Raw genomic sequence first — 24,842 nt, 5'->3', positions numbered from 1 at the left:
TCCTCGGGGTCCTCCGGGTCGCTCCTCGACGTCGAGGCATCCCCGTTCTTCACAGAACGCGAATGGGAGGATGGATGCCATGGCCTCCCCCGACGCGCCCCTTCTCCGTGCCCTCCGCGGCGACCGCCCCGAGCGGCAGCCGGTGTGGTTCATGCGGCAGGCCGGGCGCTCGCTGCCGGAGTACCGCGACCTGCGCGTCGGCACGCGGATGCTCGACGCGTGCCTCACCCCCGACCTCGCGGCCGAGATCACGCTGCAGCCGATCCGCCGCCACGGGGTGGATGCCGCGATCTTCTTCAGCGACATCGTCGTGCCGCTGCGGCTTGCCGGCGTCGCCGTCGAGATCGAGCCCGGGCGCGGCCCGGTGTTCGCCGAGCCGGTGCGCACCGCCGCGGACGTCGCCCGCGTCACGTCGATCGATCCGGCCGACGTCGCGGCTGCGGCGGAGCCCATCCGCGAGGCGGTGCGCCTGGTCACCGACGAGCTCGACGACGCCGTGCCGCTCATCGGCTTCGCGGGGGCGCCGTTCACGCTCGCGGCGTACGTCGTGGAGGGCGGCCCGTCGAAGGAGCACCTGCGCGCCCGCGGCATGATGCACGCCGACCCCGAGGCCTGGCACCGTCTCGCGGGCTGGCTGGCCGAAGTGTCGCGCGCGTTCCTCGCCGCGCAGATCGACGGCGGGGCGCAGGCCGTGCAGCTGTTCGACTCGTGGGCCGGTTCGCTCTCGCGCGCGGCGTTCCTCGAGTTCGTGGCGCCGCACTCGCGCGCGGCGCTCGAGGGCATCGACGTCCCGCGCATCCACTTCGGCGTCGGCACCGGACCGTTCCTCGCCGACATGCGCCTCGGCGGCATTGCCGACGCGGTCGGGGTGGACTGGCGGATGCCGCTCGACGAGGCGGCCGCCATCGTCGGCCCCGACACCACGCTGCAGGGCAACATCGACCCCGCGCTCCTCGGCGCGCCGTGGCCCGTCCTCGCGGCGCACGTCGACGACGTGCTGGCGCGCGGCCGCGCGGCCCGCGCCCACGTCCTGAACCTCGGCCACGGCGTGCCGCCCGACACCGACCCGACGGTGCTCACCCGCATCGTCGCCCGCGCGCACGGGGAGGCGGAGTGAGCGATCCGCTCGAGCGTCTCGCGGAGCACGCTCACGAGAGCCACGTGGTCGTCGCCGGCGGCGGCGTCTCGGGACTCGTCGCGGCACTGGAGTGCGCCAAGGTCGGCATGCGGGTGACCGTGCTCGAGGCATCCGACGCCTTCGGGGGAGTCGTGCGATCCGCCGAGGTCGGCGGGCTGACCCTCGACGTCGGAGCCGAGAGCTTCGCGACGCGCGGCGGTATCGTCCGGGAGCTTCTGGCCGAGCTCGGCCTCGACGACCAGGTCGTGCCCCCGAACAGCGCGGGCGCGTGGGTCGCAGGCGTGCCGGGCGTCGGGGCGGTCCCTCTGCCGAAGGGCGGGGTGCTCGGCATTCCGGATAATCCGTGGGCACCCGACGTGCGGCGCGTGATCGGGTGGGCAGGGGCCTGGCGTGCGTACGTCGATCGCCTGCGGCCGCCGCTCACGATCGGCCACCAGCGCAGCCTCGGCGCGCTCGTGCGCCAGCGCATGGGGGCGCGCGTGCTCGACCGGCTCGTCGCGCCCGTCACGAGCGGCGTGTATTCGGCGCGTCCGGACGACATCGACGTCGACCTCGCCGCCCCCGGCCTCAACGCCGCGCTCACCCGTACCGGCTCGCTGGGCGGTGCCGTGGCCGAGCTGCGCGCGGCCCGGAACCCTCCCGCGCCGGCGGACGCCCCGGCATCCGATGTCCCGGTCGTCGAGGGCGCCGCGCCGCGCACCCCGGCGCCCGGCGGCGCGGTCGAGGGGATCGTCGGCGGGATGTCGCGGCTCGTCGACGCGCTCGTCGCGCGGCTCGGCGACCTCGGCGCGGAGCTGCGCACCGGTGTCACGGTCACCGGACTCGCACCGCGCGACGGCGGCTGGACCGTCCACACGGACGACGAGCCCCTGGACGCCGACGCCGTGATCGTGGCGCTCCCCGAGGGCATCGCGCGTCGGCTGCTCGCCCCCGTCGTCCCGAACCTCGACGACTCCGAACCGATCGCGCCCGTCGTCGAGGTCGTGACGCTCGTCGTGGACGCTCCCGCGCTCGACGCGGCCCCGCGCGGAACCGGTGTCCTCACGGTTCCCGGCAGCCACGTCGCGAAGGCCCTCACGCATTCCACGGCCAAGTGGGATTGGGTTCGGGATGCCACCGAGCCCGGCATCCACGTCGTCCGGGTGTCGTTCGGGGCACAGGGCGAGGAGCCGGCGACGGCGGCGCTGGACGACGATGCCGCCGGTGCGCTCGCCCTCTCCGAGGCGGCGGCGCTCCTCGGGGTGGCGCTTGCCCCGTCCGCGCTGCGCGCGTCCCACCGCGTCCGGTACGTCCAGTCGCAGCCCGGCGCGGCGATCGGGCGTGCGGCGCAGACTGCCGCGGCGCGCGGCGCGGTGCGCGCGGTCCCGGGGCTCGGGGCGACGGGTGCCTGGTTGTCGGGAACGGGTCTCGCGCAGGTGATTCCCGATGCCCGCGCCGAGGCCGACCGGGTGCGCAGCGCGGCCCTGTGGCACCGCGGCTGACCGGGGAGAACGGGGATCGTCCGTGTCCGGCGCGATCATGTCAAGGGCGGATGCCGGAACGGGAATACATCGCTATCGTGAGACTCGACCAGCACTGATCGAGCGTGAGGAGACCCCATGAGGGGCAAAGCAGCACTCGTCGTCGGACTCGTGGCGGGCTACGTGCTCGGAGCACGCGCGGGCCGCGAACGGTACGAGCAGATCAAGGCGCAGGCCGAGAAGGTCTGGGAGCAGCCCGTCGTCCAGGGGCAGGTCGAGAAGGTGAAGGCGTTCGGCGTCTCCGCCCTCAAGTCCGTGCCCGGTGTGGTGTGGAAGGGCGCGAAGTCGGTCACCGGTGCCGCCTCGCAGTCGGGCACCGTCTCCGAGCGCGCCGAGCGTGCCGGCCGCGCCGCGAAGGCCTCGGCCCACGAGGTCGCCGACGCGGTCGAGGATTCCGTCGACGACGCGAAGAGCGCCGAGAAGACCGCCACCACGCGCGCTCGGGCCAACAAGAACAGCTCCACGCCCTCGGAGAGCTGACGATGACCACTCCCCGCGGTTTCCGCGATCGCGCCGACGACAGCCTGTTCACGCTGATCGGGGACATCCCCGAGCTCGTGCGCAACCTCGTCGTCGCCGAGATCAACGGGGCGAAGGCCTGGGCGGCCCGTACCGCCAAGGACGCCGGGATCGGCGCGGGCTGGTTCGTCGGCGCCCTGATCGTCGTCTTCTGGGCGGTTCCCGTCTTCTTCGCGTTCGTCATCGCCGGGCTGTCGTCGTGGTGGCCCGTGTGGCTCTCCGCGCTGGTGGTGTTCGGCGTGATGCTCGTGGTCACCGCGATCCTCGCGCTGCTGGGATACCTGCGATTCAAGAAGCTGTCGAAGCGCGAGAACCCGGGCCAGGCCATCGCGCAGGACGTCCGCATCGTGAAGGAGGCCGGCGATGAGTATTGAGCGTCCCGTTCCCGTGCCGAAGACGGCCGTGCCCCTGGGCATCGCCGACCCCGTCGAGCAGGCCCGCGCCGAGCTGAAGGCGGCCCTCGCCGCGATCGAGGTCAAGGCGAACCTGCCGCGCCGGCTCAGCGAGGCCGTCGACGAACGCGTCGCCGAGGCGCGCGAGTCCGCTCGCCGCAACCCCGCCGCGGCCGCCGCCGTGGTCGTCGGTGTCGCCGCCACGGTCGGCCTGACCGTCTGGGCCCTCGTCCGCGCCTACACGCGCTGACCGTCGCCGCCGCGGCGTAGCCGTCCCGGCATCCCTTCGCCTGCCGAGAGCCCACGATCCGGTCGAACGCTGACGAAGCGGTCGTCCCGGACGTGGGCGCTCGACCGGATCGTGAGCGTTCGAGCCACGGGGACGGATGCCGGTGGTTCGGCGGTGAGTCAACCGGTTTGGAGCGGCGCGCGGGGAGGGTGAGGATTGACGCATGGCCCACGACGACTCCTCCTCCATCTACACCCTGTGGGCGGTCCTCCGCCGCGACCCCGAGAACCCCGTCACCGAGGCCGACGCCACCGAGCTGTCCGACCTCGTCGACCTGATCGAGGCGGACGGCGTCACGATCCGCGGGTTCTACGACGTCAGCGGCCTGCGCGCCGACGCCGACCTCATGGTCTGGCTGCACGGCGCCGACCCCCAGGCGCTGCAGCGCGACCTGCGGCGCCTGCGCCGCACCGAGCTGCTGAAGAACCTGCTCCCGACGTGGAACGCCATGGGCGTGCACCGGGATGCCGAGTTCAACCGGTCGCACGTGCCCGGTTTCCTCCGCGGCATCGACGCGAAGGACTGGCTCTGCCTGTACCCGTTCGTCCGCAGCTACGAGTGGTACCTGCTGCCCGAGGCCGAGCGTCGCGAGATGCTCATCGAGCACGGCAAGAAGGGGTCGCAGTACACCGGCGTGATCGCCAACACCGTGGCATCCTTCGCTCTGGGCGACTACGAGTGGCTCCTGCCGATGGAGGCCGACGACCTGACCGACCTCGTCGACATGATGCGCGACCTCCGCTACACCGAGGCCCGCCGCCACGTCCGCGAAGAGGTGCCGTTCTACACGGGTCGCCGCGTCACGCTCGACGAGATCCCCGAGATCCTCCAGTGAGCGCCGCCCTGCGCCTGGGCACCCGGCGCAGCGCGCTCGCCATGGCGCAGTCCCAGATGGTCGCCGATGCGGTGGCCGAGGCATCCGGTCGCGAGGTCGAACTCGTGCCGATCGTGTCCGAGGGCGACGTCAACCGTGCGTCGCTGTCGCAGCTCGGCGGCCGCGGCGTGTTCGCGAACGGTCTGCGCGAGGCGCTCGCCGCCGACCGCTGCGACTTCCTCGTGCACTCCCTCAAGGATCTGCCGACGCTGCAGCCCGAGGGGCTCGTGATCGCCGCGACTCCCCGCCGCGAGGACGCACGCGACGTCGTCGTGACCCGTGACGGCACGCCGCTGTCCGAGCTGCCCGCCGGGTCGCGCGTCGGCACGGGGTCTCCGCGCCGCATCGCGCAGGTGCTGCGGCACAACCCGGGCGTCGACGTCCGCGACATCCGCGGCAACGTCGACTCGCGTCTCGCGCGCGTCCGGGACGGAGACCTGGATGCCGTGATCCTCGCGGCCGCGGGGATCTCGCGGCTCGGCGGCGACTTGGGCGGCCTGGAGGCCGAGTACCTGGGCCTCGCCGAGTGGCCGACCGCGCCGGGGCAGGGGTCGCTCGCGATCGAGACCCGCGCCGACATCGATCCCGAGACCCTCGCTGCCCTCGCGGCGCTCGACGACGAGGCGACGCGCATCGCGATCACCGCGGAGCGCACGGTGCTCTCGGTCCTGGATGCCGGCTGCCACGCGCCCGTCGCCACCCACGCTGCGCTCGTCGACGGCGATCTGCGTTTACGGGCCATCGTGTACGCCCTGGACGGCTCGCATCGGATCGGTATCGATCGGACCGTGCGTGTAGAGCCGGGGTATGGTGGGGAAACTGGCAGTGGCAATGGTGCGAATGCTGCCGACGACGGGGGACCCATCGCGCACGCGACGCGAGCGGGCCAAGAAGCCGCGCGTCGGTTGCTCGAACGCGGGGCGGCCGACCTGGTACCACGAGAGTCGACCACATGAATGAAGGCCACCGGCAGATGCCGACCCCAGACAAGCCGCTCGCCGGCCGGCGCGTCCTCGTGCCCCGCGGCGGCCCGTGGGGCGACGGTGTCGCCGCGAGCCTCCGTCAGCGCGGGGCCGTCCCGGTCATCGCACCGCTGATCAACTTCGCGCCGACCAACGACCAGGCGACGCTCGACCAGGCTCTCGCCGACCTCGCCGACGGAGCGTTCGACTGGCTCACGCTCACCAGCGCGACCACGGTCGATGTGCTGTACGCCTACCGGGCCGTGATCCCCGCCACGACGAAGGTCGCCGCCGTCGGCGAGACCACCGCCGCCGCGATGCAGGCCGTCGGCTACCGTGTCGACCTCGTGCCCGACCGCGACAACTCCGCGCAGGGCATGGCCGAGCAGATGATCGCTCTCGAGACCGAGCCGCGTAGTGTGCTCACGCTCCGCAGCGAGATCGCCAAGCCCGTGCTCACGCGTCTGCTCATCGAGGCCGGGCACCACGTCCGCAGCGTCGTGGCGTACCGCACGGTCGGCGTCCCCGTCACCGAGAAGATCGCCGCGGACGTCCACTCCGGACGCATCAACGCGATCCTCGTCACCAGTGGTTCGGTCGCCGAACAGGTGGTCGAACAGTTCCCCGAGATCCCGGCATCCACCGTGATCGCCGCGATCGGTCCGCGCACCGCGAAGGATGCCAAGCGCGCGGGCCTCACCGTCGACGTCGTCGCCGAGCGGCAGACCGTCGACTCCCTGATCGAGGCCGTCGCCCGATTCACCCTCCCCCCGGAGTCCGAGACCCCCGCATGAGCTTTCCCGAGTACCGCCCGCGGCGCCTGCGCCGCACCCCCGCCATCCGCCGCCTGGCCCGCGAGACGCACCTCGTCCCGTCGCAGCTCGTGCTGCCGCTGTTCGTCCGCGAGGGCCTCAGCGAGCAGGTGCCGATTGGCTCGATGCCGGGCGTCGTCCAGCACTCGCTCGACTCGCTGCGTCGGGTCGTCGCCGAGGCCGCGGCCGCCCGCATCGGCGGCGTCATGCTCTTCGGCGTGCCCGAGAGCCGCGACGCGGTGGGGTCGGGTGCCGACGACCCGAACGGCATCCTGAACGTCGCGACCGAGACCGTGATCTCCGAGGTGGGGGACGCGCTCGTCGTCCAGACCGACCTGTGCCTCGACGAGTTCACCGACCACGGCCACTGCGGTGTGCTCGCGGCCGACGGCACCGTCGACAACGACGCGACCCTGGAGCGGTACACCGCGATGGGGCTCGCGCAGGCGCGGGCCGGCTCGGCGATGCTCGGGCTCTCCGGGATGATGGACGGCCAGGTCGGCGCGGTGCGGCAGGCGCTGGATGCCGAGGGCTTCACCGACACGCTGATCCTGGCGTACTCCGCGAAGTACGCGGGGGCGTTCTACGGTCCGTTCCGCGAGGCCGTGGACTCGCAGCTCAAGGGCGACCGCCGGACGTATCAGCTCGACCCGGGCAACGGCCGCGAGGGCGTGCGCGAGGCGCTGCTCGACGTCGAAGAGGGCGCCGATGTCGTGATGGTCAAGCCGGCGCTGCCGTACCTCGACGTGCTCGCCGACGTGCGCGCTGCCGTCGACGTGCCGGTGTGGGCGTACCAGGTGTCGGGCGAATACGCGATGATCGAGGCCGCCGCCGCCCACGGCTGGATCGACCGCCGCGGAGCCGTGCTGGAGAGCCTGCTCGGCATCCGTCGCGCCGGCGCCGACGCGATCCTGACGTACTGGGCCCTCGAGGCGTCGCACTGGCTGCGTGCCGACCTGTAGGCCGCCGCTCCGCGCCGACGTGTAGGCCGGCGCTCCGCGCGCGTGAGGGGTCAATTTCTGTCGCCTGTGCGGCGGCGAAGCGACAGTTCTTGACCCCTCGCGCGCGGGTGCCCGGGAGAATGGAAGACATGACAGACCTCAACGACCAGTGGTTCGCGCGCGCGAAGGACGTCATCCCGGGCGGCGTGAACTCGCCCGTGCGGGCGTACGGATCCGTCGGCGGAACGCCGCGGTTCGTGCAGTCCGCCGCGGGCGCCCGGATCACGGATGCCACGGGCCGCGAGTACGTCGACCTCGTCGCCTCGTGGGGTCCGGCACTCCTCGGCCACGCGCACCCCGAAGTGGTCGGGGCCGTGCAGTCGGCGGCATCCCGGGGTCTGTCCTTCGGCGCTCCGACGGGCGCCGAGGTCGAGCTCGCCGACCTCATCGCGCACCGGGTTCGGGTCGGCGATCTGGCGCCGGTGGAGAAGGTGCGTCTGGTCTCCACCGGAACCGAGGCGACGATGACGGCGATCCGTCTCGCGCGCGGCGCGACCGGCCGCGACCTGCTGATCAAGTTCGCGGGCCACTACCACGGGCACTCCGACGGGCTGCTCGCGGCCGCCGGGTCCGGCGTCGCGACCCTCGCGCTCCCCGGTTCCGCGGGCGTGCCCGCGCCGATCGCCGCGCAGACGCTCGTCCTGCCGTACAACGACCTCGACGCGGTGCGCGAGGCGTTCGCGGTGCACGGCGACAACATCGCCGCGATCATCGTCGAGGCGGCATCTGCGAACATGGGTGTCGTCCCGCCACTGCCCGGATTCAACGCGGCGCTCGCCGACATCGCGCACAGCCACGGCGCGCTGCTCATCATGGACGAGGTGCTCACCGGATTCCGCGTGCACCCCGCCGGCTTCTGGGGCCTGCAAGCGTCGCAGGGTGAGACGTACCTGCCCGACATCCTCACGTTCGGCAAGGTCGTCGGCGGAGGGATGCCGCTGGCCGCCCTCGGCGGCCGCGCCGACGTCATGGACCAGCTCGCGCCGCTCGGACCCGTGTACCAGGCCGGCACGCTGTCGGGGAACCCGCTGTCGGTCGCCGCGGGCCTTGCCACGCTGCGTCTGGCGACGCCCGAGGTGTACGCCGCGGTCGACGCCTCGGCCGCACGCGTTGCTTCTGCCCTTGACGACGCCCTGACCGCGGAGGGCGTCGTGCACGCCGTCCCGCGCGCCGGATCCCTGTTCGGTGTCGCATTCCTCCCCGAGGTGCCGCGCGACTACGCCACGGCGCTGACGCAGCAGTCGTGGCGCTACGCCCCGTTCTTCCACGCGATGCTGGATGCCGGCGTCTCCCTGCCCCCGAGCGTCTTCGAGGCGTGGTTCCTCACTGCCGCGCACGACGACCTCGCGCTCGAGCGGGTGCTCGAGGCGCTGCCGGGGGCCGCGCGGGCCGCCGCCGGGGCGGCAGATCCGACGCTGCTCGCGCAGTAGGGCGGGGCTGGCGGGCGCATCTCGCTCGGCGCCGCTCGGCGCGCTGAGTTTCGCCTCGTCCGGGCGCCGATAAACGCTCCGGCTCGGCAGAAACGCTGTGTCCGGGCGTTTCGGTCGAGGGAGAGCGTTTATGGCGGGGCCGCTGGGGCGCACCGACCGTCCCGAAACGCCGCATCATCCCACGGCGGAAGGGCAGCATTACCTGCCTGGATTGCGGCCCGGCACTGTGCTGTGATCAGCGCATGTGGCAGCTCGCGGGCCTCCCGCTTCACCCCCTCCTCGTCCACGCCGTCGTCGTGCTGCTGCCGCTCGCGGCGCTCATGCTCATCGTCGGCAGCCTCTGGCCCGCGGCGCGTCAGCGGCTCGGCATCCTGACCCCCATCGTCGCGATCGTCGGCGGCGGATTCGCGCTGCTGGCGAAGCAGGCGGGCGAAGCGCTCGAGCGCCAGGTGCCCGAGACGGCTCTCGTCGAGGCGCACACCGAGATGGGGAACGGCCCGGTGATCTGGGCGTTCTTCCTCATCGTCATCGCCGTCGGACAATGGGCGTGGTTCTGGTGGCGCGCCCGGCGGACTGATCGCCCCATCGGCGGCGTGCGGGTCATCACGGGCGTCATCGCCGTCGTCGCGATCGCCGTGGCGATCGGCACGACCATCGACCTGGTTCTGGTCGGCGACAGTGGCGCACGCGCCGTGTGGTCCGCGATCGGCGGCGCCTGACGCATCAGACCCGCCCGGCGCGGTGGAAGACTGGACGGATGCCAAACCCTCAGCCTCGCGTCGTCGTGCTCGCCGGCGGTGTCGGTGGATCGAAGTTCACCCTCGGCGTCCGCGCGGCCCTGCGGCGGCTCGGCGCGCCCGAGGCGACCGTCGTCGTCAACACCGGTGACGACCTGTGGCTCTCGGGCGTGCGCCTGCAGCCCGACGTCGATTCGATCACGTACGCGCTCGCCGGAGTCAACGACACCGTCCGCGGCTGGGGGCGCGCGGGCGACACCGAGCGGGTGAACGAGGAGCTGCAGGCGTGGGGCGCCGGGTGGCCGTGGTTCACGCTCGGCGACCTCGACCTCGGCACGCACCTCGCCCGCACCGGGTGGCTGCGCGAGGGCCTCACCCCGACCGAGGTCCTCGGTCGGATGGCGGAGCGGTGGCCTCTTGGCATCCATCTGCTCCCCATGACCGACAGCGAGGTCGACACGCACGTGCACGTCGAGGACGGTCGGCGTCTGCATTTCCAGGAGTGGTGGACGCGCTACCGCGCCGCCCTGGCTCCGACCCGGTTCGAGAACCCCGGAATCGTGGATGCCAGACCCGCCCCGGGCGTCGTCGAGGCGATCGCGCAGGCCGACGTGGTGCTGCTCGCCCCGTCGAACCCGGTCGTCTCGATCGGGCCGATCCTCGCGGTGCCGGGCATCCGGGAGGCGCTGCGGTCCACGACTGCGCGGGTCGTGGGCGTCTCGCCGATCATCGGCGGCCGGGTCGTGCGGGGCATGGCGGACGTGTGCCTGACGGCGATCGGCGTCGAGACGTCGGCCGCGGCCGTCGCCCGGCACTACGGCGCGCGGTCCGCGGAGGGCCTGCTCGACGCGTGGCTGCTCGCTGAGGAGGACGCCGCCGCGGCTCCCGAGGTGGAGGCGGCGGGGATCCGCGCGGTCGTCGCGCCGCTGTGGATGCGCGACGAGGACGCCTCAGCCGCGATCGCCGAGGCGGCGCTCGGCGCGTAAGGCGCGGGGTCGGCGCGAACGTCGCAGATTCGCCCCGATCTCGCAGAATTCGGGCCGAAATCTGCGAAGTTCGCGGGATTCTGCGAGATTCGCGGGCCGCGTCAGGCCGCCCCACGCCAGTCAGGCAGCGGCAGGCCGGTCAGGCCGCGTCAGGCCGGGACCCGCGGCGTCACGCCGCCGCTGCCGCGAGCACCGCGGCGGTCCGCGGGCCCACGCCCAGCGCCACGGCCTCCGCGAGCTGCGCGGCGGTGTCGACGTCTCGGCGCAGCGTTGAGCCGCGCGGCACCGCGAGATCGGTGCACCCCAGAAGCCGGTGCCGGGCCGCGGAGTCGGCGCCGAAGGCCGACACCCACACCGCACCGGGACGCGCGGTGACGAGGGTGGAGCCGGTGCCCTCGGCATCCGGGACCAGGCCCCGTTCGACCCCGCCCGCGAGCTTCAGCGCGGCGTCGAGATCCTGCGGCGTGAGCGCGGGGACGTCGCCCAGCAGCGCCGCGCGGGGCGCGCCCCGACCAGCGGCGTCCGCACCCAGGGCGATCGCGGCGTCGAGGCCGCGCACGTCTCCCTCGGGGACGACGTCGACCGCGGGCCACTGCGACACGAGAGCGGACACCTCGGCGTCGTCGGTCACCACCAGCACGTGCGAGACGCGCGGGGTCGCGGCGGCGGCGGCGATCGTGTCGAGCGCGATCGCGCGCGCGAGGGCCTCGCGCTCGGCGGTCACGGCGGTCAGCCGCGTCTTGCCGAGCGCGGCGGGCTTCACGGGCACGATGATCGTCCACCCGTCGCGGATCTCAGGAATGCTCATCGGCTCCATTGTGTGCCGGACTCCGGACATTTCCGGACGGGGGTAGCGGTGCGCCCGCGATTCGTGCTGCGGCGGCGGCGAATCTCCGGAGCGCGGGACACGACGCCGCCGGGCGGGACGCCGCGGGCGCCGCCGCGCCGTGCCGCCGGGCGGGACGCCGCGTGCGCCGCCGCGCCGCCCCGGCCTCAGCTGAACCGCGCCCGCAGCCGCGGCAGGATCTCCGCGCCGTACGTGCGCAGGAACTCCTCCTGGTCGTGGCCCGGGTCGTGGAACACGAGGTGGCGGAAGCCCAGGTCGACGTAGTGCGCGATGCGCTCGACGTGCTCGTCGGGGTCGGTCGAGACGATGAACCGGGATGCCGCCCGCTCGATCGGCAACTCGTCGGCCAGGCGCGCCATCTCGATCGGGTCGTGGACGCTCATCTTCTCTTCCGCCGACAGGGCCAGGGGAGCCCAGAAGCGCGTCTTCTCGAGCGCCGTCTCGCGGTCGGGGTGGTACGAGACCTTGACCTCCATGAGCGTGTCGACGTCGTCGCGCGTGCGGCCGGCCTTCGCGAGGCCGTCGTCGAGCGCCGGCAGCAGCGTGTCGGTGTACAGGGACGGGTCCTTGCCGCTCGTCGTGATGTAGCCCTCCGCGATGCGTCCGGCGAGCCGCGTCGCCGCCGGCCCGGAGGCGCCGATGTAGATCGGCACCTTCTGCTCAGGGCGGTCGTAGATCGTGGCATCCTTCACCGAGTAGTAGGTGCCCTCGAAGGTGACCCGATCTTCCGTCCAGAGCTTGTCGATGAGGGTGATCGCCTCCTTCAGACGCTGGAAGCGCTCGGGCGGCTCGGGCCACTCGAGACCGAGGGTCACCTCGTTGAGGGCCTCGCCGGTGCCGACGCCGAGGGCGACGCGTCCGGGGAACATCACGCCGAGCGTCGCGAACACCTGAGCGATGACTCCCGGGTGGTAGCGGAACGTGGGGGTCAGCACCGACGTGCCGAGGATCACCCGGGAAGTGCGGGCGCCGAGCGCACCGAGCCACGGCAGGGCGTTCGGGGCGTGCCCGCCCTCGTGCCGCCACGGCTGCAGGTGGTCGGACAGGAAGACCGAGTCGAACCCGACCTCCTCGGCCAGCACGCTGAAGTCGAGCAGTTCGTTCGGCCCGAACTGCTCGCTCGACGCCTTGTATCCGAATCGCAGCGGAACGACCATGATTCTCCTTCTTCGTGACCCGCCCACGCGGGCGATGCGTCAGCCGCGCACGGGGGTGTGCGCGGGTTCGAACTCCGACCCGTCGGTACCGGTCAGTCTCTCGTGGAACGCCTGCACGGTGCCCGGCCACAGCAGCGTCAGCCGCCCCGATCTCTCGTCGACGTACCAGTTGCGGCATCCGCCCGTCATCCAGGGTGTGGATGCCGCGGCGGCGGCGATCTCGTCGGTGTAGGCCGCCTCGGCCTCGGGGCGGACGCGCAGGACGCGATCGGGGCGACGATCGCGCTCGGCGAGGGAACGGACGACGTACGCGGCCTGCTCCTCGATCATGAGGACCGCCGAGTTGTGCCCGAGGCTCGCGTTGGGGCCGTTGAGGACGAACAGGTTCGGGAAGCCGGCGACCACCGTGGATCCGAACGACGTCATGCCCTCGGACCAGTGCTCGGCGAGCGTGCCGTCCTCGCCGCGCACGAGGTCGGCGTACGGCTGCTGCGTCGAGGCGAAGCCGGTGGCGAGCACGAGCACATCGGCCTCGTGCTGCCGCCCACTCGCCGCGGTGAGCGTCGACCCGTCGACGCGGTCGAGCGCGCTCGGTTCGAGGGTCACCCGATCGGATGCCACGGCGGGATAGAACGCATCCGAGAGCAGCACGCGCTTGCAGCCGAAGGCGTAATCGGGGGTCAGCGCGGCGCGCAGCGTGGGATCGGCGACCTGGGCGTGCAGGTGCGCAAGAGCGGCGTCGCGCGCGGCGGCGGAGGCCGCGGCGTCGCCGGACCGGGACGCGAAGCGCGCCTCACCCTCGGCGTACAGCTCCGCGCGGAGGCGCGCGAGGGCGCCGGGGTTCTCGGCGAGGCGCTCGCGCTCCTCGGCGGGGATCTCGCCGCCCCCGCGGGGGACGATCCACGCCGGAGTGCGCTGGAACAGCGTCACGTGGGCGGCGCGCCGCGCGAGCTCGGGGACGAGCTGCACGGCGCTCGCGCCGGTCCCGACGACCGCCACGCGCTTGCCGGTGAGGTCGACGTCGTGGTCCCAGCGCGCGGAGTGGAACAGCGGACCGGGGAACGACTCGAGGCCGTCGATCGGGGGGACGTGCGGTTCGGTGAGGCGCCCGCACGCGAGGACGAGCGAGCGCGCCTGCAGCACCTCGGCACCGGTGTCGATGTGCCAGACCGAGGTGTCGGCATCCCACTCCGCCCCCACGAGCGGGGTGTGCAGCCGGATGCGCTCGCCGACGCCCGCGGCCACGTCGCGCAGGTACTGCTGGATCTCGCGTCCCTCGGCGAACGTGCGGGACCACCCCGCGTGCGGGTGCGCCGCGTAGCTGTACAGGTGCGCGGGCACGTCGCACGCGACACCGGGGTACGTGTTGTCGCGCCAGGTTCCGCCGACGTCGCCCGCGCGCTCGATGATCACGACGTCGTCGCGGCCCGCGCGGTGCAGGGCACCGGCCACGCCGAGCCCGGCGAAGCCGGCACCGACCACGACGACGTCGACGACGCTCACGCGAGGGCTCCGGCGGCGGCGTGCGCGGCGGCCACGCCGTAGTCGGTCGTGCGCAGGCGGAACGGCCGCATGAGGCTGCGGGCGAGGCGCTCGGCATCCTTCACCGGCAGCTCGAGCCCCTGCTCGATGCCCGTGTCGGGCAGCACGCGACCGTCGTACAGCGTGCCGCCGAGGTCGTCGCCGCCGGAGCGCAGGAGCACGGCGGCGGTCTCGCGGCCCACGCGGGTCCACGGGATCTGCACGTGCGGGATCGCGCCCGACAGCAGCAGCCGCGACACGGCGACCATCGCGCGGTGCTCGTCGAGCGGGGAACGCCCCGCGACCAGCGGAACGTCGCCGCCGGGGAGGGGGATCGGCACGAACTCCGCGAAGCCTCGCGTCTCGGCCTGGATGCCGCGCAGCAGGCGCAGGTGCGCGATGCGCTCGGCGGCGGTCTCGACGTGGCCGTAGAACAGCACCGACGTCGAGCGGAACCCGGCCCGATGCGCGGCCGTGATGCCCTCGACCCAGCGGTCGATCTCGAGGTCGCCGGGCGCGACGAGCCCGCGCACGCGCTCGCTCAGCACCTTGACCCCCGTCCCCGGGACCGTGTCGACCCCGGCCTCGCGCATCGCCGCGAGGGCGCCCTCGAGTCCGAGTCCGCTGCGGTCGGCGAGGTCGCGCACGTCGAGCGGACGGAACGCGTGGACATGGATGCCAGGAGCCCCGCGCTTCACGGCCCGCACGAGGTCGAGGTACCCCGAGGGGTCTTCGTCGGCGGGGAGCGCCCCCTGGATGCAGATCTCGGTGGCGCCGAGGTCGGCGGCATCCGCGGCGATCGCCTCGGCATCCGCGAGGTCGAACTCGCCGACGCCCGCGCGGCCCGCGCGCCGGTAGCCGGTCGAGGTGAGGTTGCGGTTGCGGACCAGGGTCACCGGCTCGCCGACGGTGTAGCGACGGGCGTCGTCGGCCGCGGCGGTCAGGGCGTCGAGCTCGGCGCCGGTGGCGTGGAGCAGCCGCGTCCAGTCGGCGTCGTCGAGCGCGAGCGGGTCGCCCGCCGCGGCTTCGGCGAGGCGCTGCACGCCGGGGTCGGCGCTGCGCGCGGCAGCGGCACTGGCGGGAGCGGAGAAGATTCGGGGAGCGGAGGATGCCGCAGCCTCGGCGCGTCCTCCCGTCGCGGGATCTCCTCCCGCGGCCGACCCTGCACCCCCCGGGATCACGTCGGCCGCGAGGCCCGTGGCATCCGCCAACGCCCGCACGGGGGCGTGGAGGGCGGGGTCGATCCACGTCGCCGCGTCGCTCACGTACTCGGGATGCGCGGTGAGGCGCTCGCGGAGCGCGAAGCCGTGCGCGGCGGTGTGCTCTGCGAGGTCGTCGATGTGCGGCCACGGGCGCTCGGGGTTCACGTGATCGGCGGTGAGCGGCGAGACTCCGCCCCAGTCGTCGATCCCGGCCCCGATCAGCAGCCCCAGCTCGCGCGGGTCGGAGAGGTTCGGCGGAACCTGGATGCGCATGTCGGACCCGAACACGAGTCGCGCGACGGCGACCGTCGCGAGGTACTCGTGCATGTCGGCATCCGGGGCTCCCTGCATGGCGGTGCGGGGCTTCGCGCGGAAGTTCTGCACGATCACCTCTTGCACATGGCCGTGCCGGTCGTCGAGGTCGCGCAGGGCGATGAGCGACTCGGCGCGGTCGCGGACGGATTCGCCGATGCCCACGAGGATGCCGGTCGTGAACGGGATGCCGGCGGCCCCCGCGTCGTCGATGACGCGCAGACGCAGGTCGGGGTCTTTGTCGGGCGAGCCGAAATGCACCTGACCGGGCTCTTCGTACAGGCGGCGCGAGGTGGTCTCGAGCATCATGCCCATCGACGGGGCGACCGGGCGGAGCGTCGCGAGCTCGTCGGGGTGCATCACGCCGGGGTTGGCGTGCACGAGCATGCCCGTCTCGGCGGTGATGAGCCGCGCGATGTGCGCGACGTAGTCGATGGTCGAGGCGAAGCCGTGCTCGTCGAGCCACGCGCGGGCCTCGGGCCAGCGCTCCTCCGGGCGGTCGCCGAGCGTCAGCAGTGCCTCTTTGCAGCCGAGCGCCTGCCCCTGCCGCACGACCGTGAGCACCTGCTCGGCGGTCATGTACGCGGGCTTGCGGAGAAGCGCGAGCTGCCCGGGGGTGTCGACGAAGATGCAGTAGTGGCAGCGGTCGCGGCACAGGGTCGTGAGCGGCACGAACACCTTGCGCGAGTACGTGATGACCCGCGACCGCCCGGCGCGCTCCAACCCCTCGTCGCGGAGCTGCGCTGCCGCGCGGGACAGCACGTCGAGTGGGGCGTGCAGCAGCCGCTCGGTCTCGTCGACGTCGGGCCGGTGCCCGTCGCGCACGCGGGCGAGGAGGTCGTCGATCGAATCGCCCCGGGCCGGTGCGGCCTGCGGCGCAGCGCTGCCCGTACTCATCGCTCCAGGCTATCCCTCCCCTCCGACACCCGGGCCGTGCGGGCCGCACCGCGAGGGGCCTCGGCCGCGAGACTGCATCTGCCCGACAACCCCACTGCAGGCTGCGGCGGTTTCGTCAGGCGCGTGCAGTCTCGCGGCCAGGACGGCCTGCCGCCGAGCGGATCGTTGCCGTCTCGTGAGGCGCGGGGGCCGATGGCATCCTTCGTCGCTGGCAGGATGGATGCCATGGTGACCCTGCTGCTCGATTCGACGCAGCTCGAGGTCGTGCTCTCGCCGACCGAGCGTGCGCTCTCGTTCCGCAAGCGCAACATCGTCGTGCCGCGCGCGACGATCGACCGCGTGCAGTTGACCGACGACGCGTGGACGTGGCTCCGCGGTGTGCCCAACCCCGGCACCAACCTGCCCGTCGTCGTGGCCGCGGGCACCTGGAAGTCTGCCGGCGGCAACGACTTCGTCATCATCAGACGTCGCAAGTCGAGCGTCGTGATCGACCTGAGCGGCCACGACGAGTTCGAGCGCCTCGTCCTCACGACCAAGCACGGCGTGGCGTTGCTCAAGGCGCTGCGTCTGCACGTGGCATCCGAACCCGAGGACGTCGCCGACCTGGTGTCCTGACGCGGGTCCTTGCCGCCGAGCGCCCACGATCGGGTCGAGCGCTCATGATCGGGTCGACCGGTACGTGAGCGCTCGACCGGATCGTGGGCACTCGCCTGGCCACACCGCCCGCGCCGGCCGAAGCCCCGCGCCGGTCGAAGCCTGCCCGCCGCGTCAGTCGACGTCGCGGCGCCAGGTGGTGGCGAGGCCGACGAGCACCAGCACCACGGCGTAGCCGAGGAGCACGAGACTTCCGAGCCACCAGTCCAGCGGCTGCGCGCCGCCCGCGCCCACCGCGCCGAAGATCGTCTTGCCCACGAGGGCGTCGCTCGCCGCGCTGGGGAACCACCGTGCGACCTCTCCGAGGCCGTCGACGACGCCCGCGATGGTCCGCACGATCGGCTCGATGAACAGCGTCACCGCGAGGACGATCACGATCGCGGCGACCTGGTTCCGCACGACGGTGCCGACGCCGATCCCGACGAGCGCCCACAGCGCGAACGCCAGGAGCATCCGGCCCACGAGCACCCAGGTGTCCGACGAGCCGAGCTCGGTGCCGAGCCCGAACAGGCTGAACACCGCCGCTCCCGCGCCGATCGCGGCGATGGAGCCGACGACGCCGTACAGCAGCCCGACCAGGATGCCGATCGCGAACTTCCCGCCCAGCACGACGCCGCGCCGGGGCGTGGCGAGGAACGTGGGCGTCAGCGTCTTGTGCCGGAACTCGGTCGTGACCATGAGCGTCCCCGCCAGCAGCGGGAAGACGTACCCCACGGCGCTCGCCGAGCTGTAGACCAGGGCGGCGAGACCGTCCGTGGGAAGCGCCGGCCCGGAGGCGCCCGGAAGCTTGCCGGATGCCACGCCCCCGAACGCCAGCGCGAGCACGCCCGCGGTGAAGCCGACGTAGACCAGCAGCACGATCCCCAGCACCCACCAGCCGGCGGTGCTGAACTGCTTCGTGTACTCGGAGCGAGTGGATGCCACCAGGCTCATCGCGGCACCTCCGTGTCTTCGGCGCGGGTATCGGCGGCCGGCACGATGTCGATGACCCCCGTGGATGCCACGGCGTACGAGGACCGCGGACCGGGATCGGGCTCGGGCGCGGAGACCGCGCTCCGCGGCGCGGGGACGATCGCCACCAGGTCGGTCGAGGGGGCGGGCTCCGCCGCGGTAGCGACCGGGGGCTCCGGCGTCGGGGCCGCGGCATCCGGAACCGCCGTCACCCCCGCCGCGCTCGGGTGCGTCCGTACGCCGCTGACGAGCTCGAGGAAGATGTCCTCCAGGCTCGCGCCCTTGCTCTGCAGGTGCGACAGCACGATGCCGGCGCCCGCGGCGAGGGTGCCGATCTCGATCGGCTCGACGTGCCGGATCGTGAAGCCGTTGCGCAGCAGGGAGAACTCGATGCCGCGCTCCTCGAGCAGGCGCGACAGCGCCTCGCGGTCGGGGGAGTCCACGACGGTGGAGTATTCGTCGGGATCGGCGAGATCTTCGGTGCCGCCCTGGAAGACGAGCTTTCCGCGCGAGATGATGAGCAGCGCATCGACGGTCTGCTGCACCTCGGCGAGCAGGTGCGACGAAATCAGCACCGTGCGGCCCTCTTCCGCGAGGTGGCGGAGCAGCGAACGCATCCAGCGGATGCCCTCGGGATCGAGACCGTTCGACGGCTCATCGAGCACGAGGACGCCGGGATCGCCGAGCAGCGCGGTCGCAAGGCCCAGGCGCTGCCGCATGCCGAGCGAGTAGCCGCCCCCGCGGCGCCCCGCGACGTCGGCGAGACCGACCAGCCCCAGCACCTCGTCCACGCGCGACAGGGGAAGCCGCGCGGCGCGGGCGTAGGCCTTGAGGTGGTTCGCGGCCGAACGACCCGGATGGAAACTGGATGCCTCGAGCGCGGCGCCCACGGACTGCAGCGGCCGATCGATCTCGGCGTAGCGGCGGCCGCCGATCGTCGCGGAGCCGGAGGTGGGGCGGACGAGTCCGAGCAGCATGCGCAGCGACGTGGTCTTCCCGGCGCCGTTGGGGCCGAGGAAGCCGGTCACCAGGCCCGGCTCCACGCGCGCGGTCAGGCCGTCGACGGCCGACACGGCGCCGAAGCGCTTGGTCAGCCCGGAGAATTCCAGCACCTGTCCTTCGGGCATCGAGTACCTTTCGTTCGGCGGGCGTTCGCCCCATCTTCCCCGATCCCGAGCCGAAAACCCATCTGGGGTGATGTGTAACGTGGCAGCGTGAACGCACAGCGATCCGACGAAGACGCCGTCATCGCGCGAGCCTGGCGGGGCGTCGGTCACCTGACGCTCAATCGTCCCCGCGCCATCAACGCGCTCGATCTCGGGATGATCCGGCTCCTGTCCGCGGCGCTCGACCGCTGGGAGCACGACTCCGACGTCGACCTCGTCCTGCTCGACGGCGCGGGCGATCGCGGCTTCTGCGCCGGCGGCGACGTCCGGGCGCTCTACGACTTCGTCGTGCAGGGGCGCACGGACGAGGTGCACACCTTCTTCCGCGAGGAGTACGCCCTCAACCTTCGCATCGCGACCTACCCGAAGCCGATCGTCGCGCTCGCCGACGGCGTGACGATGGGCGGCGGCATCGGCCTCGCCGGACACGCGCGCATCCGCATCGTCACTGAGCGCTCGCAGCTCGCGATGCCCGAGACGCGCATCGGGTTCACCCCCGACGTGGGCGGGTCGTGGCTCCTCGGCCGCGCGCCCGGTCGCCTGGGCGAATACCTCGGCCTGACCGGAGCGACGATGGATGCCGCGGACGCCCTGTACGCGGGATTCGCCGACCACCTCGTGCCCGTCGCGCACCTCTCCGCGCTGCACGAGGCGCTCGAGTACCGCGCCGATCCGTCGAGCCCGACCGAGCTCGTGCTGCTGTTCGACGAGAGTCCCGAGCGGTCGAACCTGGAGACCTGGCGTCCGTGGATCGACGACGCGTTTTCGGCCGACGACCTGGATGGCATCCTGCATCGGCTCCGCCAGAGGTGGGAGCCCGAGGCCCACGCGACCGCCGACCTGCTCGAGGCGTCGGCTCCGACGGCGGTGTCAGTGACGCTCGAGGCCGTCCGGCGCGCTCGCGCCCTGCCGTCGCTGCGCGCCGCGCTCGCGCAGGAGTACGGACTCGTCATGTGGTTCGCGACGACGCAGCCCGACCTGGCCGAGGGGATCCGCGCGCAGCTCGTCGACAAGGACCGTTCGCCGTCGTGGTCGCCCTCGCACCGCTTCGACCTGCCGCCGGGCCGCGTGGCCGAGGCGTTCGCCCACCAGCCCGAACCCGCGCTCTGGTAGAGCCATGGCGAGGCGGAGGCGCTGGTCGTTCGGGCGGCTGCTCGACGGGTTCTTCTTCGTTTTCGCGGGTCTCGCCGCGGTCTGGCTCGCGTACCTGAGCTTCACCCAGACCTTCACTCTCGGCTGGGGCGGCATCCTCATGGCTATCGTGTTCTGGGGTCTCCTCGCGTATCTCGTGCTCCCGCGGCTGCATCGCATCCTGACCGCCATCTACGTGCCCGACTACTTCATGGGTCGCACGCGCACATCCGACGGGCTGCTCGGCGACCCGGTGAACCTCGCGTTCCAGGGCGAGCGTGCGCAGGTCGAGGCGGCGATGGCCGCCGCCGGGTGGATCCCCGCCGACCCGGTGGGCCTCGGCTCGTCATGGCGCATCATCGTGTCGACGCTGCGTCGCCGGAGCTACCCGACGGCCCCGGTCAGCCCGCTGTTCCTCTTCGGCCGCATGCAGGACCTCGCGTACCAGCAGGAGGTCGCCGGCTCGCCCGCGCAGCGGCACCACGTGCGGCTCTGGCGCTGCCCCGACGGCTGGCTCCTGCCCGGCGGCCGACGCGTCGACTGGCTCGCCGCGGGGACGTTCGACCGCGCGGTCGGCCTGTCGCTCTTCACGCTGCAGGTCACGCACCGCATCGACGCCGACACCGACATCGAGCGCGACCACATCGTCGCGACCGTGCGGCCGCTGCCGGGGGTGGTGGTCGACGTCATCCGCGACTTCTCGACCGGGTATCACTCGCGCAACGGCGGCGGCGACAGCATCACGACCGACGGCGACCTCCCGATCCTCGACGTACGGGGCGTTTCGGTGGATGCCGTCAGCCACGGTGCCTCGAGAGAGGGGCGGCCATGAGCGAGAGGCATCCCGCCAAGAGGGCCGCGTTCGAACCGATCGCCGCCCCGGTCGCGCGCGACCCGGCCATGCGCCGTCCGATCGCGACGGTCGCCGGGGGAGTGCTCGTGCTCCTGCGCGCGCTCTCGGGGATCGTGTGGGGGCTCGCGGTCGCGTTCGATCTGCCGCCGTGGTTGCAGGTCGTCGCCGGCGCGGCGGACGGTTCCGGTGCCGAGCCGACCCTGGCCCTCTCGGACCTGGGGATCGGCGTCGGCGTGTTCTTCGGCATCCTGGGCGTGATCACCCTCGTCCAGGCGGTGTTCGGCATCCTGCTGCTCCGCGGGAGCAACGTCGCCCGCGTGATCGTGATGCTCGTGTCGACCTCCTCGATCGCCACGGCGTTCGTCGGCTGGTGGGAACTCGGGCAGGAGATCACGGTCGGCACCACCCTCGTCACGGTGAGCCTCGACATCCTCGTGCTGCTCGCCCTGTCGAGCCGGGATGCCGCAGCCTACGCCCGCCGCAACGAGCGCCGCTGACCCGGGCCCGCGCACAACTCCTGCGGGATCGGCATCCATCCGCCCGGGTGGGGCGCAGTGTGCGGTTCTGCCGGAGTTGTGCGGGTGGATGCCGTGGCGCGCACAACTCCTGCGGGATCGGCCGGTGGGGGCCGGGGTGGGGTGGTGGGCCGGGGTGTGCCGGAGTTGTGCGGGTGGATGCCGTGGCGCGCACAACTCCTGCGGGATCGGCCGGTGGGGCCGGGGTGGGCTGGTGGGGCAGGGGTGTGCCGGAGTTGTGCCGCCGTCAGCGAAACCTCGGGTGCATCCCGGGGGTTGCACAGACGGCGGCGGATAGCCTGAAGGATGCCGCACCCGAGCGGCGGAACGGATGACGGACGTGTTCGACAGCCCCATGTCGGCCTCGGCGTACGAGGTGCTGCGTGTCGACGTCGACATCGACGACGAGGGACTCCGCCGCGCCTACCGCGTCCGGCTCCGCGAGACGCACCCGGACACCGGCGGCGACGCCGCGCTGTTCGTGCAGGTACAGCGCGCGTGGGAGCTCGTCGGGACTCCCGAGGCCCGCGCCGCGTACGACCGCGGCCGTGGACACGCGTCGGCCGAATGGGGCGGTGGGACAGCGGCATCCCCTCCTCCCCGTCCGGACACGCGGCCGCGTGCCCGCGCGTACGGGCAGCCCGGTGGGTGGCGGCGCGAGCGGTACCTGTCGCTGATCCGCGAGTGGGTGGGCCGCGGCGTCGAGGTCGCCGACCCGTACGACCCCGCGTTGGTGCGGTCGGCGCCGCCGGAGATCCGGCACATCCTCGCCGACGCGCTCGCCGAGGAGGAGACCGCGCGCCTCGTGGCCGATCTCGGCATGGGGTACACGGTCTGGCACGACGTCTTCGCCGACCGCGACGGGCTCGACCCGGAGCAGAAGATCGACCACCTCGTGCTCGGGCCCAGCGGCCTCTACGCGATGCTCAGCGAGGACTTCGGCGGTCCGGTGGGCGTGCGTCGCGGCGAGATCACGGGCCCGAACGTCATCGGAGCGCCCGTGACGCAGCTCGTGTCGCGGGCGCGCGTGATCGCGCGGGCGGCCGGCGTCCGGTTCAGCGGCGCGATGGTCGTGCTGCCCGACGACGCGATCCTCGACGCGGTCACCGACCTCGGCAAGGTCCGCGGGACGCCGGTGGTGCTGGTGCAGCGGAGCGCCCTCATGACACTTCTGCGCCGTGGCATCCCCGGTGCCCGCGAGGTCGGCGGCACCGAGCTGTTCGACATCCGCACCCGCCTTCAGCAGCGCGTCCGCCACGTCTGACGGCGGGAGTGGATGCCGGGAACCCGGCGCCCGCGCCCGGTATCGGCATCCGATTTCCTTCGTCGTGTCGCGCGAACGCCCGATAGCGTGGAGGGAGGGGGCTGTTCCGGCACCCGTGAACCGAGTGTCTTGGGGGCTACGGTGCCAATCGACCTTTTCGGAATCATCGGCGTGACCATCGCCGTCGTGGCGATCCTCGTGATCGCCGTGATCGGCCTGTTCCTCTTCCGCGCCTGGTATCAGGTGCCGCAGGCCGACGAAGCCATCGTCATCGTCGGTAAGAAGCAGCGCGGCGAAGACGGTCTGACCTCCAACATGACGGTCATCACCGGCGGCGGCGCGTTCGTCAACAAGCTGACCCAGCGGTCCGACCGGATCTCGCTGCGCTCGCGCCAGATCAAGATGGAGCCGGTCGCGCAGACCAAGAACGGCGTGACGATCCACCTCGCGGGCGTCGCGCTCGTGAAGATCGGGTCGCTGCCCGACCAGGTGCGCGCCGCCGCGGAACGCTTCGCCTCGCAGGACCAGGCGATCGACGTCTTCACCACCGAACAACTCGAGGGCGCCCTCCGCGGTGTGGTGGCGAAGCTCAGCGTCGAGGAGGTCATGCAGGACCGGCAGAAGCTCGGTGACGAGATCGCCGAGGGCATCAAGGGCGATCTGCTCGCCCAGGGCCTGGTGCTGGACTCCTTCGCCATCCAGGGCGTGACCGACCGCAACGGCTACATCGATGCGCTCGGCGCGCAGGAGGTCGAGCGCGTCAAGCGCGAAGCCGAGGTCGCCCGGATCAACGCCGCTCGCGAGGTCAAGGCCCGGCAGATCGCCACCGAGGAGGCGAACCTCGTCGAGCAGACGGCGTTCGACAAGAACACCGCGGCATCCAAGTCCGAGGTGGGGCGCGCCAACGCCGAGGCCGAGCAGGCCGAGAACCTCGCCCGCGCCGAGCGCGAGCAGGCGGTGCTCGTGCAGCGGGCCGAGAACCGCCAGGCCGAGCTCGACGCCGACGTCAAGCGCGTCGCCGACGCGGAGAAGTACCGCAAGCAGACCGAAGCGGATGCCGAGTCCTACGCGCGGCAGAAGAAGGCCGAGACCGACCGGCAGGTGGCGCAGCAGGAATCCGACGCCGAGGCCTACGCGGTGCAGCGTCAGGCCGAGGCGCGGCAGGCGTCCGCCGCGGCCGAAGCCGCCGCCGTCCGGGCACGGGCCGAGGCCGAGGCCGAAGCGCTCCGGGCCCAGTCCGGCGCCGAGGCGGAAGCGCTGCGCGCGAAGGCCGTCGCGGAAGCCGAAGCGATCCGCGCGAAGGGTGAGGCCAGCGCCGCGGCGATCAAGGCCGAGGCCGAGGCGCTGCGCGAGAACCAGGAGGCGATCCTCGGACGCGAGCTCATCGGCCAGCTTCCGGCGCTCATGGCCGAGTTCTCGAAGGGCTACCAGAACGTGGGCAGCGTCACCCTCGTCGGCGGCGACTCGGCCGGCACGCACATCGCCCGCGAGCAGGCCGCGGGTCTCGCCGCCACGTTCAGCAGCGTGAAGTCGGCGACCGGCGTCGACCTGGGCGCCATCCTGCAGGGGCAGGCGTTCGGACGCGGCGTCGCCTCCGTCGGCGACGCCCAGAACGGCCACCACGCGGCCGACGACGGAGCGACCACGGCGGCGACGTGAGCTGAGCCCGGGGGCCTGGCATCCGGGTTCCGAAGCGGGCGAACTGCGCGCGG

The 24,842-nt window shown here is 72.8% G+C and carries 24 protein-coding genes; 18 read left to right on the top strand and 6 right to left on the bottom strand.

Annotated elements, in window-relative coordinates; genetic code table 11:
- The first annotated feature begins 79 nt into the window (after window positions 1–79).
- The 12 genes from hemE (at window position 80) to cofD (ending at window position 10,660) form a co-directional block, all read left to right on the top strand.
- Window positions 80–1,117: a uroporphyrinogen decarboxylase gene (gene hemE, locus AVW09_RS13305; RefSeq protein WP_082822982.1), complete on the top strand. Its 1,038-nt coding sequence runs from the start codon at window positions 80–82 to the stop codon at window positions 1,115–1,117.
- Window positions 1,114–2,619, top strand: a complete 1,506-nt coding sequence (gene hemG, locus AVW09_RS13300) for a protoporphyrinogen oxidase (RefSeq protein ID WP_063258515.1) — start codon at window positions 1,114–1,116, stop codon at window positions 2,617–2,619. The genes hemE and hemG overlap by 4 nt, the downstream gene beginning before the upstream one ends.
- A gap of 117 nt (window positions 2,620–2,736) precedes the next feature.
- Entirely contained in the window at window positions 2,737–3,138 is a 402-nt protein-coding gene (locus AVW09_RS13295; RefSeq protein ID WP_063258514.1) for a hypothetical protein, read from the top strand.
- 2 nt (window positions 3,139–3,140) lie between these two features.
- Window positions 3,141–3,551, top strand: coding sequence for a phage holin family protein (locus AVW09_RS13290; RefSeq protein WP_022879347.1), 411 nt, complete (start codon window positions 3,141–3,143; stop codon window positions 3,549–3,551).
- A complete protein-coding gene (locus tag AVW09_RS13285; protein WP_022879346.1) occupies window positions 3,541–3,819 on the top strand; it encodes a hypothetical protein in 279 nt (92 codons plus the stop codon). The genes AVW09_RS13290 and AVW09_RS13285 overlap by 11 nt, the downstream gene beginning before the upstream one ends.
- Before the next feature lie 202 nt (window positions 3,820–4,021).
- On the top strand, window positions 4,022–4,693 hold the full coding sequence (gene hemQ / locus AVW09_RS13280) for a hydrogen peroxide-dependent heme synthase (RefSeq protein WP_022879345.1): 672 nt from the start codon (window positions 4,022–4,024) through the stop codon (window positions 4,691–4,693).
- Window positions 4,690–5,688 (top strand): hydroxymethylbilane synthase, encoded by a 999-nt coding sequence (hemC, locus tag AVW09_RS13275; RefSeq protein WP_063258513.1) that lies wholly within the window; start codon window positions 4,690–4,692, stop codon window positions 5,686–5,688. The genes hemQ and hemC overlap by 4 nt, the downstream gene beginning before the upstream one ends.
- Window positions 5,685–6,488, top strand: a complete 804-nt coding sequence (locus AVW09_RS13270; RefSeq protein WP_197462640.1) for a uroporphyrinogen-III synthase — start codon at window positions 5,685–5,687, stop codon at window positions 6,486–6,488. The genes hemC and AVW09_RS13270 overlap by 4 nt, the downstream gene beginning before the upstream one ends.
- The gene (gene hemB, locus AVW09_RS13265; protein ID WP_063258511.1) at window positions 6,485–7,468 is read left to right on the top strand and encodes a porphobilinogen synthase; all 984 of its coding nucleotides are present in this window, start codon (window positions 6,485–6,487) and stop codon (window positions 7,466–7,468) included. The genes AVW09_RS13270 and hemB overlap by 4 nt, the downstream gene beginning before the upstream one ends.
- Before the next feature lie 128 nt (window positions 7,469–7,596).
- Window positions 7,597–8,937: a glutamate-1-semialdehyde 2,1-aminomutase gene (hemL, locus tag AVW09_RS13260; protein ID WP_063258510.1), complete on the top strand. Its 1,341-nt coding sequence runs from the start codon at window positions 7,597–7,599 to the stop codon at window positions 8,935–8,937.
- Between the two features lie 242 nt (window positions 8,938–9,179).
- Window positions 9,180–9,656, top strand: coding sequence for a DUF2231 domain-containing protein (locus AVW09_RS13255; RefSeq protein WP_063258509.1), 477 nt, complete (start codon window positions 9,180–9,182; stop codon window positions 9,654–9,656).
- 38 nt (window positions 9,657–9,694) lie between these two features.
- The gene (gene cofD / locus AVW09_RS13250) at window positions 9,695–10,660 is read left to right on the top strand and encodes a 2-phospho-L-lactate transferase (protein ID WP_063258508.1); all 966 of its coding nucleotides are present in this window, start codon (window positions 9,695–9,697) and stop codon (window positions 10,658–10,660) included.
- Window positions 10,661–10,829: 169 nt separating this feature from the next.
- Here the strand turns inward: cofD and cofC are convergent, their stop codons facing one another.
- From cofC to cofG, 4 genes are all read right to left on the bottom strand, one after another.
- Window positions 10,830–11,468, bottom strand: a complete 639-nt coding sequence (cofC, locus tag AVW09_RS13245) for a 2-phospho-L-lactate guanylyltransferase (protein WP_063258553.1) — start codon at window positions 11,466–11,468, stop codon at window positions 10,830–10,832.
- Window positions 11,469–11,653: 185 nt separating this feature from the next.
- A complete protein-coding gene (fgd, locus tag AVW09_RS13240; RefSeq protein WP_063258507.1) occupies window positions 11,654–12,664 on the bottom strand; it encodes a glucose-6-phosphate dehydrogenase (coenzyme-F420) in 1,011 nt (336 codons plus the stop codon).
- Window positions 12,665–12,703: 39 nt separating this feature from the next.
- Window positions 12,704–14,167, bottom strand: coding sequence for a flavin-containing monooxygenase (locus AVW09_RS13235; protein WP_063258506.1), 1,464 nt, complete (start codon window positions 14,165–14,167; stop codon window positions 12,704–12,706).
- Window positions 14,164–16,596, bottom strand: coding sequence for a 7,8-didemethyl-8-hydroxy-5-deazariboflavin synthase CofG (gene cofG, locus AVW09_RS13230; protein ID WP_063258505.1), 2,433 nt, complete (start codon window positions 16,594–16,596; stop codon window positions 14,164–14,166). The genes AVW09_RS13235 and cofG overlap by 4 nt, the downstream gene beginning before the upstream one ends.
- 192 nt (window positions 16,597–16,788) lie before the next feature.
- On the opposite strand from cofG, the gene AVW09_RS13225 reads away from it, so the two are divergent.
- Complete coding sequence (locus AVW09_RS13225; RefSeq protein ID WP_231901846.1) at window positions 16,789–17,211, top strand: hypothetical protein; 423 nt, start codon at window positions 16,789–16,791, stop codon at window positions 17,209–17,211.
- 153 nt (window positions 17,212–17,364) lie between these two features.
- On the opposite strand, the gene AVW09_RS13220 is transcribed toward AVW09_RS13225, so the two are convergent.
- Together AVW09_RS13220 and AVW09_RS13215 are read right to left on the bottom strand one after the other, a co-directional pair.
- Complete coding sequence (locus AVW09_RS13220; protein ID WP_063258503.1) at window positions 17,365–18,183, bottom strand: ABC transporter permease; 819 nt, start codon at window positions 18,181–18,183, stop codon at window positions 17,365–17,367.
- Window positions 18,180–19,328: an ABC transporter ATP-binding protein gene (locus tag AVW09_RS13215; RefSeq protein WP_063258502.1), complete on the bottom strand. Its 1,149-nt coding sequence runs from the start codon at window positions 19,326–19,328 to the stop codon at window positions 18,180–18,182. Before AVW09_RS13215 ends, AVW09_RS13220 begins: the two co-directional genes overlap by 4 nt.
- An 87-nt stretch (window positions 19,329–19,415) precedes the next feature.
- Between AVW09_RS13215 and AVW09_RS13210 the strand changes: the two genes are divergently transcribed.
- From AVW09_RS13210 to AVW09_RS13190, 5 genes are all read left to right on the top strand, one after another.
- A complete protein-coding gene (locus AVW09_RS13210) occupies window positions 19,416–20,480 on the top strand; it encodes an enoyl-CoA hydratase/isomerase family protein (protein ID WP_063258501.1) in 1,065 nt (354 codons plus the stop codon).
- A 4-nt stretch (window positions 20,481–20,484) separates the two neighbouring features.
- Complete coding sequence (locus AVW09_RS13205) at window positions 20,485–21,330, top strand: LssY C-terminal domain-containing protein (protein ID WP_063258500.1); 846 nt, start codon at window positions 20,485–20,487, stop codon at window positions 21,328–21,330.
- Window positions 21,327–21,848: a hypothetical protein gene (locus AVW09_RS13200; RefSeq protein ID WP_063258499.1), complete on the top strand. Its 522-nt coding sequence runs from the start codon at window positions 21,327–21,329 to the stop codon at window positions 21,846–21,848. Before AVW09_RS13205 ends, AVW09_RS13200 begins: the two co-directional genes overlap by 4 nt.
- Window positions 21,849–22,206: 358 nt before the next feature.
- A complete protein-coding gene (locus AVW09_RS13195; protein ID WP_063258552.1) occupies window positions 22,207–23,130 on the top strand; it encodes a J domain-containing protein in 924 nt (307 codons plus the stop codon).
- A gap of 171 nt (window positions 23,131–23,301) precedes the next feature.
- Window positions 23,302–24,789, top strand: coding sequence for an SPFH domain-containing protein (locus tag AVW09_RS13190; protein WP_231901845.1), 1,488 nt, complete (start codon window positions 23,302–23,304; stop codon window positions 24,787–24,789).
- The last annotated feature ends 53 nt before the right edge of the window (window positions 24,790–24,842 follow it).

The sequence above is a fragment of the Microbacterium sp. T32 genome (assembly GCF_001619615.1).
Taxonomy (GTDB): domain Bacteria; phylum Actinomycetota; class Actinomycetes; order Actinomycetales; family Microbacteriaceae; genus Microbacterium.
The sequence above is the reverse complement of the archived record's forward strand: the minus strand, read 5'-3'. Positions and strand labels throughout refer to the sequence as shown.